Genomic DNA, 17,728 nt, shown 5'->3' on the forward strand with positions numbered 1-17,728 from the left:
ATTCTTGTCTCATAAATTAATTAATTTTTGATATTCCAAGGATCATAATTTTTGTCCTTATCTGACATTATGGGATTATTATGAATCCACGTAATGCCAAATCTTGGATCATCCCACCTGAGTCCTCTGGCCGACTCGGGATGATAAAACTCTGACATTTGGTAAAAAACTTCTGTATTGTCCGTCAAAGTTTGAAAACCATGAGCCATCCCCTCGGGAATATAAAGCATCTTTCTATTTTCAGCCGTTAGTTCAACAGCTACCCATTGCTTAAAGGTTGCGGAATCGGGACGAATATCAATGATTACATCATAAATTGCCCCCATTGTACATCGAACTACCTTGGCTTCTTCGTGAGGTTTGGCTTGGTAGTGCATTCCTCTCAAAGTTCCCTTATGCCGGTTGAACGAAATATTACACTGAACTAGATTAGAAGTCAAGCCACGTTCGGCAAATTCTTTTTGACACCAGGAACGAGAAAAAAAACCACGTTCATCTTGAATCGGTTCAAGTTCGACAATGTAGGCTCCTTTGAGTTCAGTTTCTGTAAACTTCATGAAACCACCTCTGTCTGGGGAATGGGAATCAAAAATTGACCGCCCCAATCTTTAATATGAGCCATCTGTTCCATAATTTCATCCTTAATATTCCAAGGTAAAATTACCACATAGTCGGGGCGGGTTTCTGAAATTTTATCAGGATGATAAATGGGAATATGAGTCCCGGGTAAAAATAATCCTTGTTTGTGAGGGCTACGGTCTACAGTATAATCAATAAAGTCAGTACCAATGCCACAGTAATTTAACAAGGTATTACCTTTGGCTGGTGCCCCATAACCCACAATTGTTTGACATTGAGATTTAATCTTGATTAAAAATTGTAATAATTGGCGTTTGGTTGACCTGACTTTTTCGGCGAATCCCAAGTAAGTATCTATTCGATTTAATTGAGCTTGAATTTCTTTGTGTCTAAAATTATTTAAGCGGTCAGTCACCTCATAATTAGAATTGCTGTCATGCTTGCCATAAATTCTTAGGGAACCCCCATGAGTGGGAATGTCTTCAACATCAAATAGGGTTAAACCATGGTATGCAAAGATGTTTTCAACAGTCAAAAAAGATAAATAAGAAAAATGTTCGTGGTAAATTGTATCAAATTGGTTACATTCCATGAGTTTCAACAAATGGGGAAACTCCATTGTGAAAATTCCAGTCGGCTTGAGAGCTATTTTCATCCCCGCTACAAAATCATTAATATCAGGAACATGAGCTAACACATTATTACCAATTAGTAAATCCGCTTGTTTCTCCTGTCGCACTATTTCCTGAGCCGTGGTTGTTCCAAAAAACTTGACCCAACTGGGAATCCCCTTAGACTCGGCGACACGAGCCACATTAGCTGCTGGTTCAATTCCCAAAACCCTGACTCCTTGCTTTTGGAAATATTGCAATAAATATCCATCATTACTAGCTATTTCAATGACCAAACTCTCGGAATTAAATCTCAACCTCTCTCTCATCATCTGGGTGTAATTTTCGGCATGATGCAGGAAAGTTTCTGAATAAGAAGAAAAGTAGGCGTAATCATTAGAAAAAATTGCATCGGGAGTTTCAAATTCTTCTAACTGAACCAAAAAACAGTTGTCACAAACATAAGCATGGAGAGGATAAAACTTTTCGCCTTGGTTAAGCTGTTCTGGTTTCAAAAAAGCATTGGATATGGGAGACATACCCAAATCTACAAAGGTGTGCTTGAGGGGAGTTTGACAAAATCTACAATTGCCGGTCATGATTTAATTGGTTTCTCCTGTGTATGTAAAAATTTTTGATACCAATCAATGGTTTCCTTTAGACCAGATTCTAAGCTATATTGAGGTTGCCAACTTAACATTTTTCTGGCTTTTTTCGCCGATAGATACTGATGCTTAATTTCATTTTTTGCCTGATTTAATATCACGGGTTGCAAATAATTCTTATTCATCACGGCTAGGATTTTCTGCACCAATTCTAAGACGGTAATTTGCAGTTCATTACTAAAATTAAAAGCCTCACCCCAAATCTCTTTTCTCTCCATTTGTTCGGCTAAGTGCAAATAAGCTAATACGCCATCTTTGACATAGAAATAGTCCCGAATATAACTGCCGTCGCTGCGGAGAGTAACTGGCTGTTCTCGTAAAGCTGACCTAATGGTATCGGGGACAATGCGATTAAAGTTTAAGTCGCCACCACCGTAGAAATTACCGCATCGGGTTACACAAACTGGCAAACCATAGGAAACGTAATATGTCCGACTAATTAAATCAGCACAACTTTTAGACACATCATAGGGATGTTGTCCTTGTAATGGTGCGGTTTCGTTGTATGGTAGAATTTCTTGGTCTCCATAAGCTTTATCGCTGGAGGCAATCAGAATGCGACTAACACCGCCAACTTGACGACAGGCTTCTAGTATATTCCAGGTTCCTTTGATATTAGCTTCAAAAGTTCCTAATGGGTTTTGATTTGCTACTCCCACAAGAGTTTGAGCGCCTAGATGAAACACTGTATCTACTTGATATTCTGCGATCGCTCTTTCGATAGTCGGTAAATCTTCAACACAGCCACGGACTATATTAATTTTATCGCTCCAGTTGTCGGTATACAGGCGAGACTGGGGCACTGAGTCTCGCACCAAACCTGTCACCTTCGCACCTCGTTGGACTAACTCAGTGACCATCCAACCACCTAGTAACCCTGTGCAACCTGTCAGAAAAACAGAGCGATCGCGCCAAAAGTTAGTCATTTCCAGATCCTCCAAGGTGAATTTCCTTGCTCCCACATTTCATTCAACTGCTGATATTCTCTGTAAGTATCCATTGGGAAGAAAAATCCATCGTGCTGATAAGCCATTAATTGCCCTTCCACTGCTAAACGTCTTAATGGTTCATGTTCTAGCATACAGTCATCTTCTGGCAAATAATCAAATAGAGAACGATTAAATACACAAAAACCTGCACTAGCCCAACCTTCTGCTTGTGGCTTTTCTGTAAATTTCATGACTTGACTGCTATTGTCCAGGTCTAAAATTCCATAGCGAGAAGTAGGCCGTACTGTTGTAATTGTAGCTACCTTACCGTGGGATTTGTGAAAATCAATTAAGTTTTTAATATTGACGTTGCCCAATCCATCACCATAGGTTAGCATAAATAGATCGTCATCAATGTATTGTTTTATTTTCTTTACTCTACCCCCGGTCATTGTACTAAGACCCGTATTAGCTAAAGTCACCCTAAAGTCTTGTTCTTGATGTTGCTGATGATATTCAATATGATTATTGCAACCCAGGCAGATGGTGAAGTCATTATTCATTGCTTCATAATTTAAAAAATAATCTTTTATTATATTCCCTTTATAGCCCAGACAAATAATAAATTCATGAAACCCATAATGGGCGTAGATTTTCATAATATGCCAAAGTATGGGGCGACCCCCAATGTAAACCATCGGCTTGGGTCGAAATTCAGTTTCTTCCCTAAGACGAGTACCAAGACCACCTGCTAAGATTACTACTTTCATAATTCATCAAGATACTGACATTGCTATGATTCCCAATTTTTTCCCAAAACCGATCGCCTCCCCGCCACTGAAACAACACTTAACATTCCTCCAACCGTTCCGCCAACTCTCGTAACTCCTGGACAAACCGCCGCACTTCCGACTCGAAACAATGCCAGACTTGAGAATAGCCTTGCACAAGATCTTCCACCCGTTCCGTCTCCAGTTCAAAACCGTAGATATTGCGGACTATATGACGAAAACCGAGATACTCCCGGAGACTCAGCACCGTTTCCGAACTCAGAACTGGGGGGAGTCCTTCTCGTTCCACACTCATGCGGTTGAGGAGTCGCTTGTGCCAATCAAAACTCGAAGGTAACGCACCATTGAGTTCAGAAACAATCAATTGAAAAATCCTCTCGCAGCCCGTATAAAAATTATGCAATTTCAGTGCTAAACTCTCATAAAAAATCCCCGATAGTGTCGGATAGCGATCGATTTCCTGGCGCACTTGAACGATCGCATTTTCCAACTCTCCCAAACGCGCTAACTCTAGTTCAATATCCGTCGCTAACTCCTGTAACTCACTCGGACTAACCTCCCTCATAAACACATTCCCCCGTTTGCAATACCCGATCGCCAAAATGTGGTTCTAAATCCTCCAAAGGCTTCAAATCTACCCATCGCCGCGTTAAATCATTCGCCTCCGCCAACGCCAAAAAATAATCTTTTTTTCTCAACCCTTCCACCGCCAAATCAATATCCGAAGTTTCGCTAAAACCTCCCCTCACCAACGACCCGAATAAGATAACCCGCCTCACTCCAAACTTACTCACCAGCATTTCTACAATTATATCCACATCCGATCGCGCCTGGTTTGCTAATTTTTGATTTTGCGCCGCTTGCTGGGCTCTTCGTTTTTTCCAATAGGCTAGGCGATCGCTATTCACAAATTCCTGATTCATCATCTTTCCCCCACAATTATACCCTCATATCCTTAATTTACGGAAACCAATTTTCATCTAACACCTCCTCTAAGTTGGCGATCGGAGTCGAGGGAAAATCGCTCACCGATAAACCCGAAATATCAGAAACCAACTCTCGCGCATCTTCGTAGATATCAACTAATTCCTGGGATAGGTAATTTTGGAGGCTGGGACTATCCTTTAAATGTCGCTTAATTTGTTTACGGAAATTACGGATTTCTCGCCGCCAGTGATTTGGATTATTGTCTGTTTCAGAATGCCAATATTTGAGTTTGAGTAAATGCTCAAATAAAAGAGTCAACAGACTGGCCAACTTTCTTTTATCCCTTTTACTCAAGTCTAGCACCTCTTCGATTAGGTTCTCTAAATCCACCGCCTCAAAATCACCTTTTTTGAGGTGTTTAACCGTTTCCAGAACCCAGAGATGATAATCCGTATCATATAGACTTTTGAGTGATTCGCTTAACTGTTGCATCGTTAAGTTATGCCTCCATTATATCAGCCTTTAATTACTACTTACTCACCGGAGGAAACCAATTTTCATCTAACACCTCGTCTAAGTTGGCGATCGCCTTTTCCGGGAAAGTATCTAGGGGGAGTTGCGTTTTAGCCACCACAATTTTTAAGGCATCTTCGTAACAATCATCAAAGATTTCTGATAGGTAATTTTTTAGGCTAGGACTATCCATTAGTATCCCTCTGATTTCCATCAGAAAATTGGCAATTTCTCCCAGCCAATAGCCTCGATTTCTTTCCGTTTCAGCCTCCCAGTATTGCCACATTAGCAAATGCTCAAATGACAGCCTTAAAAGATTCCTTAACTCTCTTTTGTCCATCGCAGCCAAGCCTAGAATTTCCGCGATTAAGTTCTCCAAATCCAGAGCCTCAAAATCGCCTGTTTCTAGGTGTTTAACCGTTGCCAGAACCCAAAGATGATAGTCCCTATCATATAAGCTCGCTTCGTCGCTGAGTTGATTCATGAGTAGCCAGATATTAACTAATCTGCAACCGCTGGCTGTGTATCAGTTTTTAACTGTTTTAAGAGGTTTTGATAATCCTCAACATCGGGATATAAATTAACTAACTTTTCCAAAGGTGCGATCGCCTCTTCCAGTTGATTTTGTTCCAAGCGAACCATCACCAACCCTTCCAAAGCTGTTTGATTTTCCGGTTCCCGCTGCAAAACAGACTGATAACCACGTTCTTGGCGTTCTAACTGTGATATAATTGTAGCAGCTTCCTCCGCTTGGTTGACTTCTGAGGACTGGGAATTACTGCGAAACATTGCACCCAAACCCGAAGACATCATCCCCAGAAAAGCTGCCGTCGAAATGAACATCATCACCTTCTGTAGTTTTTTGCGGCGCTCCATGCGGCGAGCGATCGCCTCTCCGTAGTGTTTTCTCAGAGAATCGGAATTTTCGACAGTTCCCATTTTCTCAATACCTCCCTAAACCAGGTCACATAAACCCATATATAATCATCTTACCCAACTTGAGCGCTATTGCGATCAGGTGGGTGTCATTTAGCGATCGTGTTTTAGCGCCTGGTTTAAGCCTGCGGGAGGGGGTCATATCATCTAGCTAGTCACCTCAATCTCTGCTAAGGTAGAATAGGAGGCTTTATCTGGCGTTGAGGGAGTATCTCGCTCTACTAATACTCCCGCTATTCCCGCTGATTTTGCACCCTGATAGTCCGCCGTAAAACTGTCCCCAATATGCAAAACTTCTCCTGGCTGAAAATCGTATTTTTCTAGTGCTACCGCAAAAATTTTGGGGTCAGGTTTTGCCGCGCCAACTTCTGTAGAAATCGTCACCGTCGAGAAAAATCCCCCTAAACCCAAAACTTCTAACACTGGATATAACCGGGAATCAAAGTTAGATAAAACTCCCAATTCTATACCACAATTTCGCCACTTTGTCAAGGTGGGAATTACATCAGGATAAACCACCCAAGGTTCAGCCGTAGCAAACTCTTGGTAAAGTTGCTCAAAAAACTTGGGGAAGTCCGAAAACTCCTGAAAAACTCCCACAGCCTTAAAACTTTCGGCGGCAATATCGCGCCACCAGGCTAGTTCTAATTGGGGAATTTCCGCCATATCTGCGCCCGGAAAAGCCATAGGTGTAGCGGCGCTAAAACTCTGATAAAATGCCTGATTAAGGGTTTTGGCACAGACGTTAACTCCCCATTTTTGGGCAATTTTGCCGTAAACATCACCCACAGTTTCTCGGACACCAAAGAGGGTTCCCACTGCATCTAGTAAGATTAATTTAGGCGAGAGAGGGCTAGGATTTATCATCGGTATTTATTTATTGATCATTAACTCTTGAAAAGGGCGACTTATCCAGTTAAAGGCTACGCGCATTTGATGTTCCCAGGTCGGTAAACGATACAGATAAATGAGGCGGCGGGCGACATGGGCTAACTGTCCATCGAGTTTAATTCCTAAACCTGTGAGAGTGGCGTTATCTTTCCCTAAAGTCATCATTTCTCCGAGGGCTTGATAATGGAAAGATAGCAGGGGTCTTCCGGTTAAAGATGCCCACAGATTCCAGCCCGCATAATCCGCTTGTTGAAAGGCAGCTTGGGCGGTTTTGGGAACTTTTTTGCCTTCCGCATCATGGGAGTCGGCGAGGTCTCCCAGGGCGAATATTTCGGGGTGTTCAATGACTTGTAATTTGGGATTGATGATGATTTGATGTTCGCTGTTTTGTTTCAGGGGAAGCGATCGCACTATATCGGGGGTCTGGGTTCCCACAGTCCACATAACAATATCAACGGGTAAAGTATCTACCTGGTCGCGATATTCGAGGGTAATACTTTCGGCATCTAGGGATTTAACCGTAGTTTCTAAATCCAGCCAAACCTGTCGTTCTGATAGAGCTTTTTGAGCAGCTTCCCGGTTAAAGTCGGGGGCAGATTTGAGGATTTCTTCTCCTCTGTCCACGAGGCGCAAACGCCCGCGTTTTCCGAGTCTTTCCGCTAATTTACAGGCTAATTCTACACCACTATAACCGCCGCCAATGATGGCTACTCTAATTTTTTCCGCGTCCGAGGCTTCCAGGAGGCGCAGACGTTGTTGTAAACGATAAGCATCCTCCACCCGACGAAAAGGTATGGCGTATTGTTGAGCCCCTGGTACGATATCAAGGGGGGTTTCTCCTCCCATGGCTAAGACTAGGCGATCGTAATCGAGAAATTGACCATCTTGTAATTGCACCTGTTGGGCGGTAATATCAATATCGGCAACAGTTCCCTGAATAAACCGAATTGGTGTGTCTTGCAGGAGTTGTTGAAAGGGTGGGGCAATTTCCCAGGCTTGGAGTTCTCCGGTCACCAGTTCATACAGTAGGGGCGCAAACACAAAGCGGTCTCTGGAGTCAACTATAGTAATTTCCGGGCTTTGTGTGGGTAGCCACGGTAACTGGGTCAAACGTAGGGCGGTATATAGCCCACCGAAGCCACCGCCGAGAATGCAAATGCGAGTTCGTTGTTCTGTCATAGGTTTGGGAGTAGGTATCGCTTCTAGGATAGCAAGGCGATCGCTATTTCGGCAGTGGCTGGGACAATGGCTGCTGATAATATCCTGATTTTCCCCCCGTTTTACTCAACAGATGAATTGAGCCAATTTCCATGGATTTATCTAGGGCTTTGGCCATGTCATAGAGGGTTAAGGCGGCGATGGAAACGGCGGTTAGGGCTTCCATTTCTACCCCGGTTTCGGCGATGGTTATGGCTTCGGCGCGGATTTGATAACCTGGGAGTTGGGGGTCGGCGGTGAATTTAACATCTATTTTAGCTAGGGGGAGTGGATGACACAGGGGGATTAATTGGGCCGTTTGTTTGGCGGCCATAATTCCGGCAATTTTGGCGGTTCCCAAAACATCTCCTTTGGGTGCGTTTCCCAATTCGATCGCTTTTAGGGTTTCCGGAAGCATTTTCACCCATCCACTGGCGATCGCCACCCGTCGAGTTTTGGCCTTCTCTGACACATCCACCATCTGCGCTTCTCCCCTATAATCAAGGTGGGTTAAGGATTGGGGAGAATTTTCTGAAGAATTGCTTGTCATTTTCGGAAAGTGTGTTATTATCTTAAATGGCGGTGAAACAAGTCTAAGTTTAACGCCAACGGGGGCTTGTAGCTCAGTGGACTAGAGCACGTGGCTACGGACCACGGTGTCGGGGGTTCGAATCCCTCCTAGCCCGTTTTCTCTCAACTCTTATTATAACGGCGATTATCGGGAAACTCAACCCGATAGTCGCACTGTGGCGATCGTATTTCCATCCCCAGATTGATAATTATTAATTGATAATTGTAGGGGCGGGTTCTGCTATCAATTTTCCATCCCCAGGACGATATGAATAAACCCGCCCCCCTCTGTGGCTGTCAATTTTCCATCCCTACAACCATATTAATAAACCCGCCCCACCCCCGATAATTAATGTGGTGCGTCAGAGCCATAAAATTGGCCGTTGACCCGATAGGTTATCTCTCTGACGCACCCTACGAACTGAGAAACCGGGTTTCTTGACCTCGGCGATAATTGTAGGGGCGGGTTCTGCTGTCAATTTTCCATCCCCAGGACGATATGAATAAACCCGCCCCCCTCTGTGGCTGTCAATTTTCCATCCCTACAACCATATGAATAAACCCGCCCCCCTCTGTGGCTGTCAATTTTCCATCCCCAGGACTATCTGAATAAACCCCCCCCACCCCCGATAATTAATGTGGTGCGTCAGAGCCATAAAATTGGCTGTTGACCCGATAGGTTATCCCTCTGACGCACCCTACGAACTGAGAAACCGGGTTTCTTGACCTCGGCGATAATTGTAGGGGCGGGTTCTGCTGTCAATTTTCCATCCCTAGGACAATATGAATAAACCCGCCCCCCTCTGTGGCTGTCAATTTTCCATCCCCAGGACAATATGAATAAACCCGCCCCCCTCTGTGGCTGTCAATTTTCCATCCCCAGGACAATATGAATAAACCCGCCCCCCTCTGTGGCTGTCAATTTTCCATCCCTAGGACTATCTGAATAAACCCGCCCCCCTCTGTGGCTGTCAATTTTCCATCCCTAGGACAATATGAATAAACCCGCCCCCCTCTGTGGCTGTCAATTTTCCATCCCCAGGACTATCTGAATAAACCCGCCCCACCCCCGATAATTAATGTGGTGCGTCAGAGCCATAAAATTGGCCGTTGACCCGATAGGTTATCTCTCTGACGCACCCTACGAACGATAATTGAGAATTGAGAAACCGGGTTTCTTGACCACGATAGGGGCGGTGCGTCAGATGAATAAAATTGGCGGTTGACCCGATAGGTTATCCCTCTGACGCACCCTACGAGGGTGATAATTATTAATTGGAATTGTCCAAAATCTCGATCGTCCCCCGGTAGCCGTCTACCCGGACCCGTTGACCTGTTTTGAGGCGGGACATGGCTTGGGAGACATTCATCACCGCCGGAATGCCATATTCGCGGGCGACGATCGCCCCATGGGATAACTGACCCCCCACCTCAGAAATAATCGCTGTCGCCCCCATGAGTAAAGGAGCCCAACCCGCATCAGTATAGGGGACTACGACAATGGGCTTTTCGATCCCATTTTCCAAGCCTTCCGCCAAATTCCGACAAACCTGTACATAGCCTTCCACGGAGCCTACACTGGCGGGAATTCCCTGTAAAGCGCCTTCGAGGGGTTCTGGTTTGGGTTCGGGTAACAAATTCCCATAAACCACGGAAGGGACGGTGCGATCGCGATCGCATTCATGCTGTTGTCGCCGCCGTTTGACGACTTCCCGCCATTGCGGATCAATTCCTGACTCTATCCAACTGCGAATTTCCGATAATTTCAAAAAGAAAATATCCCCCGGTTGCGTGAGGATTTCTGACTCTAAGGCTGCCGCTTCAATTGCCAAGAAAGTCCAGCGTAAATGAGCTAATAACTTCCCATAGACCTCGGCGATTTCACCCTTAATGATAGCTCGTTTATAACAACGATTTAGCCGCCATTTTTGCCATAAACTAAATCCCCCCAAATTGCGATTAGTGCCACTGGCTGGATTTTCCGCCATAGTGAATAACATCTGCCGAAATGTCTGGGGTTGTTCCCACCAAGTGGCGACGGAAATATCGGTGCCAACTTCACTTAAATATCCATACTCGCGCAACCATTGTTTAAACTGTTGTTGCAACTCCGAATTTTGAGAAAACTGCTCTGCTAATACCTGTAAATTTTCCCCTTCCGGGAGGCGATCAGCAATTTTCTGTAACTCGCGCATCGAAGCGACTTCGGGGGAATTACCCACGGGCAGCCATTCCTCTGGGACTTGAAAAAGCGATCGCCGAATTGCCAAGCCAATGGGCCCTAATATATTGTAATAAGTCGCTGATTTCAGTAGTTCTTGAATGCGGTCAACTCGTTGGATTAACTGTGGTAAAGACAGAGAACTTGGTAGGCGAGTTTCATAATAACTATCAGCTTCTAATCGTTGTAAACCCGGAGCGAAAATCTTTTGGCGATCGCGTTCAAATTCATGAACTAGCGCCAACTCTCTCTGTACCAATAACCATAAACCTGGCACAGAAGCCAACATAGTTTTTAGGGGTGGTTTCCCCATATTTTCCCCCCGCAACAGAAACTCTAAACCCTGTTCCGGTAATCCCATCATCCTAAAAATTTCCCCCAACAGGGTGGCATTAAAATAGGCGTGGGAACCCAAGAGGGTGGCGGTTTCTTTAAAGTCTAGTTTAGTGGCTTTTTTCCCTAAAACTATGCTAAAAATTTCCCCCCATACTCCACAGGTCAAAGGCTGATTAATTGACCAAGTGAGGGGAGGAATTACCCCCGGAATTACCTCGGCGGCAATTTTCCTAGTCCAAATTGGTCGCAGGTTGGTAATGGGTCGAGTTTGCAAGATCCAAATTTGTTCGCCATCCCAAACCCATTCGATATCCTGGGGGAAACCATGATAAAATGCTTCGATCGCCTGTGCTTCGGCTACTAAATCCCCTAGTAGCGATCGCGATAATAAACCATCATCTCCCAGTTGATTTAAACTCTCATAGGTAGCCGTTTCTGTGGCGGTGTCTATTTCTAAATGTACGGGGGTATTTTGCCCAGAAACTACCACATCTCCCTCTCCAGCTAAGGCTTCAATCACAACTTGGGAACCGCCATCTAAGGGATTCCGAGTAAACATGACGCCAGATATCTGGGCGCTGATATAGGGTTGAATTAAAACCGCAATTCCGTTACTAGATAAATTTCTTTGGTGGCGATAGGCTTTGGCTTCGGCGCTCCAGTAGGAGTCTCGACAACGGGCGATCGCTGACCGCAAGTCTGCCTCAGATGTAATCGGACCAACGGTGGTATATTGTCCGGCGGCGGAACTGGTATCTCCATCTTCTCCCAAGGCGGAAGAACGGACAATTAAAGGATAATTATAACTCGGTGTGGGTAGTTCAAAATAGTCGATTTCGTCTTGATGTTGTGATTGGCTATCTCGGGAAATTTCTTGATTGCCTATAGTGGGCAAAACCCAGCCGGAAGGAACTTTAAATCCGGCTTGTTTGAGTTGACTAAGCCGGGTGGCTTTTTCGCCACAGCTATCAATATCTAGGGAGTCATTTAAGGATAATAATTCCTGTTTCATAAATAAGCCAAAATCATCACCTTGGCGCAAGTTAATAATAATCAACACCAAGGCTAAAGCGATCGCTGCTAGGAGTTCTCCTAATGATAAATCACGATGGTCAGGGAGACTATGCCAAGCGGCCAACCAGACCGGACTACTTAAACAGGCGAAACGCATAGCCCGCAGTCGGGCGCGGGTGGGTTGACTCGGCCAAATAGTTAGGGCTAACCGCCACAGCAATAGGCCGCTAATCCCTGCGGAGATGGCAACTGGGGGAGAATAGACTAACACCCCCCAAGTGGCATTGGTGACACCGCCGCCTTTGGCGATCACATATCGACCGACTACCAGGAAAACTAGGGAAATTAGGGCTAAGGGTTCCCATTCACTAGGAAATAGCGATCGGGCAGCAATTACTGGGATAATACCTCGGAGGGCTTCAGCTACAGCAGCGAAAATACCCGCGACTCTCCCGGCTTGGGTAAAAGCGGCCGCAACCCCGACGTTACCGCTACCCTGCTTGGCTAAGTCAATGCGAGTTAACCCTTTGACAATCCAACTGGTTAGGGGAAGTCCCCCTAACACAAAGCTACCGACAATCATCAGTAATCCAGCAACCCAAGGTGGCATTGGGAATTTTTCCTCTAAGTGCGCGCAATGTATTGCAGTTTAACCCCAAATGTATCTGAAAGACTCCTAGGCTGTTAGATCCGGTAGGATAATAGTTAATACATTGCTGAAGTGAAAGGAAATATCTATGATGGAAAATACCCTTTGGATTCCGGCGGCTGTCTTGGTTGTGGGTTTTATTGCTGCCGTGAGTATTGGCTCGATCGCTTGGTATAATTCTAAACGACCCCCCGGTTGGGAAGGCAAGGATCGCCCCGATTTTATCCCTAAAGTTGGTAAGGATGATCCCAAATCCTAACTCCCTCTATCCGGTGGGTGGTAGTTGACTGCTGATGGGCCTATTGTCTAGGCCCTAGTTTCCCGGTGCTGACCACCAACTCACGATTAACCCCTTTTTCCTTGGGGAAATTGGTTGATTTGTGCTGAACCGTAAAAAATTAGGGACTGATTCTGAATCCGCATCCGATCAACCCGCAATTGTGTACCTTCTAGGGCAAACTTATCGAGATCAAGTAAATTGTTGACGTGATCAATCATGGCTTTACCTAGGTTGACAGCCTCTTGGTCTCCGTTATATTGGACGTTGACAAATTGAATATGCCGACGTTTTTGCACTTCGACCTGGGCGCAAAAGTCTACACAGGTTAAACTCCGAGAGTCGCCAATCCTGATCTGAGACTGAAACCCCAGGGTATTGTCTGGGTTGACCTCCATTTGGGTTTTCTGAAACTTTAGGGGTTCGCCCTGATACTGGAGACGTTGTAACTTGTCTACAATGAAGGGAGTATTAAAGGATTCTGTGAGATCTTCTTGGGTCAAAACTACTCGCATGACTGCCATTGTGGGTTGTCGGAGTTTGACTTTACCGGAAAAAATGGCGCTAAAGTCGATCGCCACTGCTTCTAGGTAGAGTTCCATCACTGCGATCCGCAGACCATTGTACATCAGCATTCCTTTGCCAATGAAGTCAAATCCGTCCACGCTTCCCTGTAACAGCTTGGCCACGGGTTCGGCACGGACGTTAGCTTCTATGTGATCAGAACGTTTGAATAATGAGGCGATCGCTGCCCCGACAACTTTACTGACCAGGCGATCGCCACTGGGGGCCTGAATCGGACTGCTTCCAAACAAAGCCTGTACCATTCCCTTTGCTCGCTTGCTATCGCCCGCTATTATAACGGAATCTTAAGATATGTTAAATACTTTGTCGCGATCGTCTCCATATATAACCCTTATATCCCACATAAGACAGGGTTTTTCAGCTTTGCACTTGACAAAATCATACTGTACAGTCTATCCTAATAATTTAGTAGCACTCAAATAGCACTCAAACGGTAGAATCTAGCAAGTATCAGGGATTTATGGATATATTATCACTAGCGCTGCTACTGGGGGCTATTGTGGCTTCCGATGAAATTTTGAACCGCAACTGGCAACTGTCGCGCCGTCTGCTGGAATGGATCGATAACTTAGGGAAACAGTCGCGCCAGGCAGACAAAAATCTGCCTCGTTAAGGTTGGGATTTTCCTCGACCCGTATTCTCAGGTATATTTGGGCGCTTTCCTGGGCGCAATTATAGCAGGTTTGGTCGATGTTGTCAAGTCATAAATCGGAATAATTGATCATCCCAAATCAAATCAGTTTTGGATTTGTTGAATTACCGATTTGCGGTTAATTTTCCCTCGGTCATTGCGGGGTAATGTATCAACTGCGATCCAGTTTTTGGGATGTTTATAACGACTGAGACGATCGCCTAAAGAATTGGCTAATATTTCAATAGATACTGGGGGGTAGTGGGGAACATAAACCGCTGTGACTACTTCTCCCCAGTGGCGATCGCCAATTCCCACCACACAAACATCAGCCACCATTCCCGTAGCTAAAATAGCGGCTTCGACTTCGACGGGAAAAACATTTTCACCCCCAGTAATAATTTTATCTCCCTGTCTTCCCACCAGGGTTAAATATCCCCAATCATCAAAATATCCCAAATCATCAGTTACCAACTGGCTGAGTCTAGGTTGATTTATGTGTGTGTCATGACCCCAACTGAGAGAATTAGCCTGAATTTTAATCAATCCAATTTCGGGAGATTTTACCGGTTGACCCTGTGGATCTACAATCATGACCTTAGCATGGGGAAGGACGCGACCGCTGCTATTGTTTCCGGCTAAAAAATCATCAGGTTTGAGGGTGACAACCCCGGAGGCTGTTTCGGTCATTCCGTAGGTGGGAGAAAGTCTAATTTGGTGTTGTCTGGCTTGGTTGAGCAATTCTAACCAAGGGGGACTTCCCCCTAATAAAACGGTGGTAAATTTCGATAACCAATTAGCGGTTTGGGGATGGTATAAAAGGCGGTGTAGTTGGGTGGGAACTAGGGAAATAAAAAAATCGGAAATATCTAGTTGAGGATAGTCACCTTTTTCTAAATTTTTCCCCGACCAAATTACCAACTGTCCCCCAGTAATTAGCGAGCGCACAAATTGCATTAACCCGCTTACATGAAATAGGGGTAAGATACAGAAACTATTAATCTGGAATTTGTCAAAATACTGTTGAAATCCTATGGCGGAAGCCGTGAGGGTTTCCCAGGTATGAACGGCAAATTTTATGGTTCCTGATGTACCTCCTGTAGGAATTAATATCGACCCAGACGGAAAAAGCGATCGCCTCTGATTTATGGGATTATCCACATCATCAATCTTGGCAATATGGGGAAGATTTCCAAATTGTAAATCGGTGTTACCTATGGAATTAAACACCTGTTCCCATTCATAAATACCCCAATTGGGATTAGCTAAAATCACGGAACAGTTAGCCATAATACCTGCCCAAAATGTCCCCAAAAATATGACTGGATAAGGTTCTGCGATTAAAATAGTCGCTGTTTTCCCATATTCTTGATAATAATTCATCAATTTCTTGAGACGTTGATGGGCAATGTTTAGGAATAAATCCCCGTTTTCAGCAATCAAAAAATTGTCAGGGTTAGGGATATTTAAAGCCGGCAAATTAGGAGATGTTTGATAATCCATATATTACAGCAAGCCAGACATTTCATAAAGTCGGCGGACTAAAGCCACAATGCGATCGCCATATTGAGGGTCATCAGACCATCTTCCTCCCAAAGAAAACACAGAGGGAGCGACCCCCCTAGTGATATAATCAAAACGAGGGTCTACAATTTCCTGAACAATAGGTTCATGGGTAGCGTAGGCTTTCAGGTGTTGAATATGTGCCCTAACCCCTTCCTCAGTAGTAGCAAATGCCGCAATTTCTGAGGAACCCCCAACAGTTCCCAAACCGGCAAAATTATAGTCTGAAGGTTTAACAATTCCGCCAAATTTGAGGAAATCCGTCTCCAAACACATCTGACAAAAAGCCACATCATAATTAACCCCTTCCACCATAGCCTCACGGCGATATAATTTGGCAATTTCGGGAAACTGATTAGGCGCATCAGGATTTTCCGACTTCAGAAATACAATCATTTGTACTTCCGTGGTATATCCTCCCCCCATAATGCGATCGATTTGGTCGTTATAGAGTCGAGAAATCGACCGTAAAACCACCGTGCGATTAGGATTATCCCAACTGACAGCAATGCCAAAATTCCGCAAGTCGATCGCCTTAATATAAACAATATTATTATATCGAATCCGAATCACCCTAGCCAATTGGGTTAAGTCAATTCCTAGGCGGTCTACCAAATCCATAGGTATATAAGAATTACCATTAACCAAAAGTCCCCTTTCCCCATAAACCTGACCATTAATTCTAATCCCAATCGAACCATAAACCCGATTTCCTGGGGGTAAAGGAGGAGTGGGATTAATATGTTCACTTTTCACCCAAGCCACCAGACCATCAGCCAGACCGGTAGCGATATCTGCGCGGCGGCTTTGTAAAATATTCCGGTCATTAGGATTAGTCAAATAACCGATTTCTATATATAAGGAAGGTATAGCAATCCACCGGCAAAAAATCAAATGTCCGAGTCCGGTTTCCGTGTCCGGTTTAGCGCCACGACTGGGAAACTGAGGAACCCGCCGCAATAAGGACCAGAGAATCAATTCGGCATCTTTTTTACGTTGAGAATTATATGCTATATGAAATACAGTAACGCCTCGATTAGAAGGATTAGGAGAGCCTCCCGTGTGCAATTCAATCGCCACATCACCACGATGGGAATAAGTATTAATCCAGTCAATAGTTTGGACCTGAGATAGATCATCAGGAACCGCCAAAGCCTGAACCCCACGAGAACGCAATTCTGATAATAATATATCTCGAATTCGGATCATTTCTTGAGCTTCAGTAGTTCCCCCGGCTACAATACCAGGGTCTCTAACGCCATTCTCAAAACCTCCATGACCAGCAGATATAAAAATTCGCGTCATTGTTCTATTAATTAAGTTATCTAGTGACAGCCATCAATGATATTAAGACTAGATTACGCCGATCGCCTGATCCCAAAAGTAACTATGATGATCAAGTGTAATCAATCCCCCAGTTTTCAAGTGTCCAAATATGGTTTTACACTGTCACGCCGCCGTTGTCACCATCTCGACCCCTAATCTGGCCAAACTTAGCCAATTTTATAGTGATTTATTGGGGATGGGACCCCATATCTATATTGAGGGAGTGTATGCGGAATTTCAACTACCAGGTTTACAATTAGGGATATTTGAACCCAGAGGGGGCGATCGCCAAGAATTTAGTTCCCCAGGTGGCGCAATGAGTTTATGCTTGCAGGTATGTTACCTGGAAAAAGCGATCGAGAATTTGGTCGAGTTAGGCTACCCGCCACCGGGCGAAATTATCACCGCCTCCCACGGTCGGGAAATTTACGCTTATGATCCTTGCGGAAACCGGATCATTTTATACGAATCCCAAACTAATCCCAAACTTGACAGTTGACAATTAACAGTTATTAAT

The 17,728-nt window shown here is 44.6% G+C and carries 18 protein-coding genes and 1 tRNA gene; 3 read left to right on the forward strand and 16 right to left on the reverse strand.

Going from position 1 to position 17,728, the window contains the following annotated elements; genetic code table 11:
- Window positions 1-20: 20 nt before the first annotated feature.
- The 12 genes from rfbC to moaC form a co-directional block, all read right to left on the reverse strand.
- A complete protein-coding gene (gene rfbC / locus N39L_RS06750) occupies window positions 21-557 on the reverse strand; it encodes a dTDP-4-dehydrorhamnose 3,5-epimerase (protein WP_014274703.1) in 537 nt (178 codons plus the stop codon).
- On the reverse strand, window positions 554-1,789 hold the full coding sequence (locus N39L_RS06755) for a class I SAM-dependent methyltransferase (RefSeq protein ID WP_014274704.1): 1,236 nt from the start codon (window positions 1,787-1,789) through the stop codon (window positions 554-556). The genes rfbC and N39L_RS06755 overlap by 4 nt, the downstream gene beginning before the upstream one ends.
- Window positions 1,786-2,781, reverse strand: coding sequence for a GDP-mannose 4,6-dehydratase (locus tag N39L_RS06760; protein WP_014274705.1), 996 nt, complete (start codon window positions 2,779-2,781; stop codon window positions 1,786-1,788). Before N39L_RS06760 ends, N39L_RS06755 begins: the two co-directional genes overlap by 4 nt.
- Window positions 2,778-3,554, reverse strand: coding sequence for a glucose-1-phosphate cytidylyltransferase (gene rfbF, locus N39L_RS06765; protein ID WP_014274706.1), 777 nt, complete (start codon window positions 3,552-3,554; stop codon window positions 2,778-2,780). Before rfbF ends, N39L_RS06760 begins: the two co-directional genes overlap by 4 nt.
- A 79-nt stretch (window positions 3,555-3,633) precedes the next feature.
- Window positions 3,634-4,140, reverse strand: coding sequence for a ribonuclease toxin HepT-like protein (locus N39L_RS06770; RefSeq protein WP_014274707.1), 507 nt, complete (start codon window positions 4,138-4,140; stop codon window positions 3,634-3,636).
- Entirely contained in the window at window positions 4,127-4,501 is a 375-nt protein-coding gene (locus N39L_RS06775; RefSeq protein WP_231852112.1) for a nucleotidyltransferase family protein, read from the reverse strand. Before N39L_RS06775 ends, N39L_RS06770 begins: the two co-directional genes overlap by 14 nt.
- Window positions 4,502-4,535: 34 nt before the next feature.
- Window positions 4,536-4,994 carry a DUF29 domain-containing protein gene (locus N39L_RS06780; RefSeq protein ID WP_006617066.1) on the reverse strand — a complete coding sequence of 153 codons (459 nt, stop codon included), beginning with the start codon at window positions 4,992-4,994 and terminating at the stop codon, window positions 4,536-4,538.
- A 37-nt stretch (window positions 4,995-5,031) separates the two neighbouring features.
- Complete coding sequence (locus N39L_RS06785) at window positions 5,032-5,499, reverse strand: DUF29 domain-containing protein (RefSeq protein ID WP_006617067.1); 468 nt, start codon at window positions 5,497-5,499, stop codon at window positions 5,032-5,034.
- A gap of 17 nt (window positions 5,500-5,516) precedes the next feature.
- Window positions 5,517-5,954, reverse strand: coding sequence for a tetratricopeptide repeat protein (locus N39L_RS06790; RefSeq protein WP_006617068.1), 438 nt, complete (start codon window positions 5,952-5,954; stop codon window positions 5,517-5,519).
- Window positions 5,955-6,098: 144 nt separating this feature from the next.
- Complete coding sequence (locus tag N39L_RS06795) at window positions 6,099-6,824, reverse strand: HAD-IA family hydrolase (protein WP_043468093.1); 726 nt, start codon at window positions 6,822-6,824, stop codon at window positions 6,099-6,101.
- Window positions 6,825-8,021, reverse strand: a complete 1,197-nt coding sequence (locus tag N39L_RS06800) for an NAD(P)/FAD-dependent oxidoreductase (protein ID WP_014274709.1) — start codon at window positions 8,019-8,021, stop codon at window positions 6,825-6,827.
- Between the two features lie 43 nt (window positions 8,022-8,064).
- Window positions 8,065-8,589, reverse strand: a complete 525-nt coding sequence (moaC, locus tag N39L_RS06805; RefSeq protein WP_014274710.1) for a cyclic pyranopterin monophosphate synthase MoaC — start codon at window positions 8,587-8,589, stop codon at window positions 8,065-8,067.
- A gap of 62 nt (window positions 8,590-8,651) precedes the next feature.
- Between moaC and N39L_RS06810 the strand changes: the two genes are divergently transcribed.
- Window positions 8,652-8,725 (forward strand) — tRNA-Arg (locus N39L_RS06810).
- A 1,155-nt stretch (window positions 8,726-9,880) separates the two neighbouring features.
- Here the strand turns inward: N39L_RS06810 and N39L_RS06815 are convergent.
- Complete coding sequence (locus N39L_RS06815) at window positions 9,881-12,790, reverse strand: glycerol-3-phosphate acyltransferase (protein ID WP_014274711.1); 2,910 nt, start codon at window positions 12,788-12,790, stop codon at window positions 9,881-9,883.
- A gap of 130 nt (window positions 12,791-12,920) precedes the next feature.
- On the opposite strand from N39L_RS06815, the gene psb35 reads away from it, so the two are divergent.
- The gene (psb35, locus tag N39L_RS06820) at window positions 12,921-13,088 is read left to right on the forward strand and encodes a photosystem II assembly protein Psb35 (protein WP_006618895.1); all 168 of its coding nucleotides are present in this window, start codon (window positions 12,921-12,923) and stop codon (window positions 13,086-13,088) included.
- An 86-nt stretch (window positions 13,089-13,174) separates the two neighbouring features.
- On the opposite strand, the gene N39L_RS06825 is transcribed toward psb35, so the two are convergent.
- The 3 genes from N39L_RS06825 to tftA form a co-directional block, all read right to left on the reverse strand.
- Entirely contained in the window at window positions 13,175-13,933 is a 759-nt protein-coding gene (locus N39L_RS06825; protein ID WP_006618896.1) for an LmeA family phospholipid-binding protein, read from the reverse strand.
- A 494-nt stretch (window positions 13,934-14,427) separates the two neighbouring features.
- Window positions 14,428-15,825: a 2-succinylbenzoate--CoA ligase gene (locus tag N39L_RS06830; protein ID WP_014274714.1), complete on the reverse strand. Its 1,398-nt coding sequence runs from the start codon at window positions 15,823-15,825 to the stop codon at window positions 14,428-14,430.
- Window positions 15,826-15,828: 3 nt separating this feature from the next.
- Window positions 15,829-17,190, reverse strand: a complete 1,362-nt coding sequence (gene tftA, locus N39L_RS06835) for a hormogonium tapered terminus morphoprotein TftA (protein WP_006618898.1) — start codon at window positions 17,188-17,190, stop codon at window positions 15,829-15,831.
- Window positions 17,191-17,320: 130 nt separating this feature from the next.
- Here tftA and N39L_RS06840 point away from each other — a divergent pair, with 130 nt between their 5' ends.
- Complete coding sequence (locus tag N39L_RS06840) at window positions 17,321-17,710, forward strand: VOC family protein (RefSeq protein ID WP_014274715.1); 390 nt, start codon at window positions 17,321-17,323, stop codon at window positions 17,708-17,710.
- Window positions 17,711-17,728 lie beyond the last annotated feature (18 nt).

The sequence above is a fragment of the Limnospira platensis NIES-39 genome (assembly GCF_026000695.1).
Taxonomy (GTDB): Bacteria; Cyanobacteriota; Cyanobacteriia; order Cyanobacteriales; family Microcoleaceae; genus Limnospira; species Limnospira platensis.

Excerpts from the sequence above, each read along its gene's own strand:
- rfbC (WP_014274703.1), bottom strand. The coding sequence starts at position 557 with ATGAAGTTTACAGAAACTGAACTCAAAGGAGCCTACATTGTCGAACTT.
- N39L_RS06755 (WP_014274704.1), bottom strand. The coding sequence starts at position 1,789 with ATGACCGGCAATTGTAGATTTTGTCAAACTCCCCTCAAGCACACCTTT.
- N39L_RS06760 (WP_014274705.1), bottom strand. The coding sequence starts at position 2,781 with ATGACTAACTTTTGGCGCGATCGCTCTGTTTTTCTGACAGGTTGCACA.
- rfbF (WP_014274706.1), bottom strand. The coding sequence starts at position 3,554 with ATGAAAGTAGTAATCTTAGCAGGTGGTCTTGGTACTCGTCTTAGGGAA.
- N39L_RS06770 (WP_014274707.1), bottom strand. The coding sequence starts at position 4,140 with ATGAGGGAGGTTAGTCCGAGTGAGTTACAGGAGTTAGCGACGGATATT.
- N39L_RS06775 (WP_231852112.1), bottom strand. The coding sequence starts at position 4,501 with ATGATGAATCAGGAATTTGTGAATAGCGATCGCCTAGCCTATTGGAAA.
- N39L_RS06780 (WP_006617066.1), bottom strand. The coding sequence starts at position 4,994 with ATGCAACAGTTAAGCGAATCACTCAAAAGTCTATATGATACGGATTAT.
- N39L_RS06785 (WP_006617067.1), bottom strand. The coding sequence starts at position 5,499 with ATGAATCAACTCAGCGACGAAGCGAGCTTATATGATAGGGACTATCAT.
- N39L_RS06790 (WP_006617068.1), bottom strand. The coding sequence starts at position 5,954 with ATGGGAACTGTCGAAAATTCCGATTCTCTGAGAAAACACTACGGAGAG.
- N39L_RS06800 (WP_014274709.1), bottom strand. The coding sequence starts at position 8,021 with ATGACAGAACAACGAACTCGCATTTGCATTCTCGGCGGTGGCTTCGGT.
- moaC (WP_014274710.1), bottom strand. The coding sequence starts at position 8,589 with ATGACAAGCAATTCTTCAGAAAATTCTCCCCAATCCTTAACCCACCTT.
- N39L_RS06815 (WP_014274711.1), bottom strand. The coding sequence starts at position 12,790 with ATGCCACCTTGGGTTGCTGGATTACTGATGATTGTCGGTAGCTTTGTG.
- psb35 (WP_006618895.1), top strand. The coding sequence starts at position 12,921 with ATGGAAAATACCCTTTGGATTCCGGCGGCTGTCTTGGTTGTGGGTTTT.
- N39L_RS06825 (WP_006618896.1), bottom strand. The coding sequence starts at position 13,933 with ATGGTACAGGCTTTGTTTGGAAGCAGTCCGATTCAGGCCCCCAGTGGC.
- N39L_RS06830 (WP_014274714.1), bottom strand. The coding sequence starts at position 15,825 with ATGGATTATCAAACATCTCCTAATTTGCCGGCTTTAAATATCCCTAAC.
- tftA (WP_006618898.1), bottom strand. The coding sequence starts at position 17,190 with ATGACGCGAATTTTTATATCTGCTGGTCATGGAGGTTTTGAGAATGGC.
- N39L_RS06840 (WP_014274715.1), top strand. The coding sequence starts at position 17,321 with ATGGTTTTACACTGTCACGCCGCCGTTGTCACCATCTCGACCCCTAAT.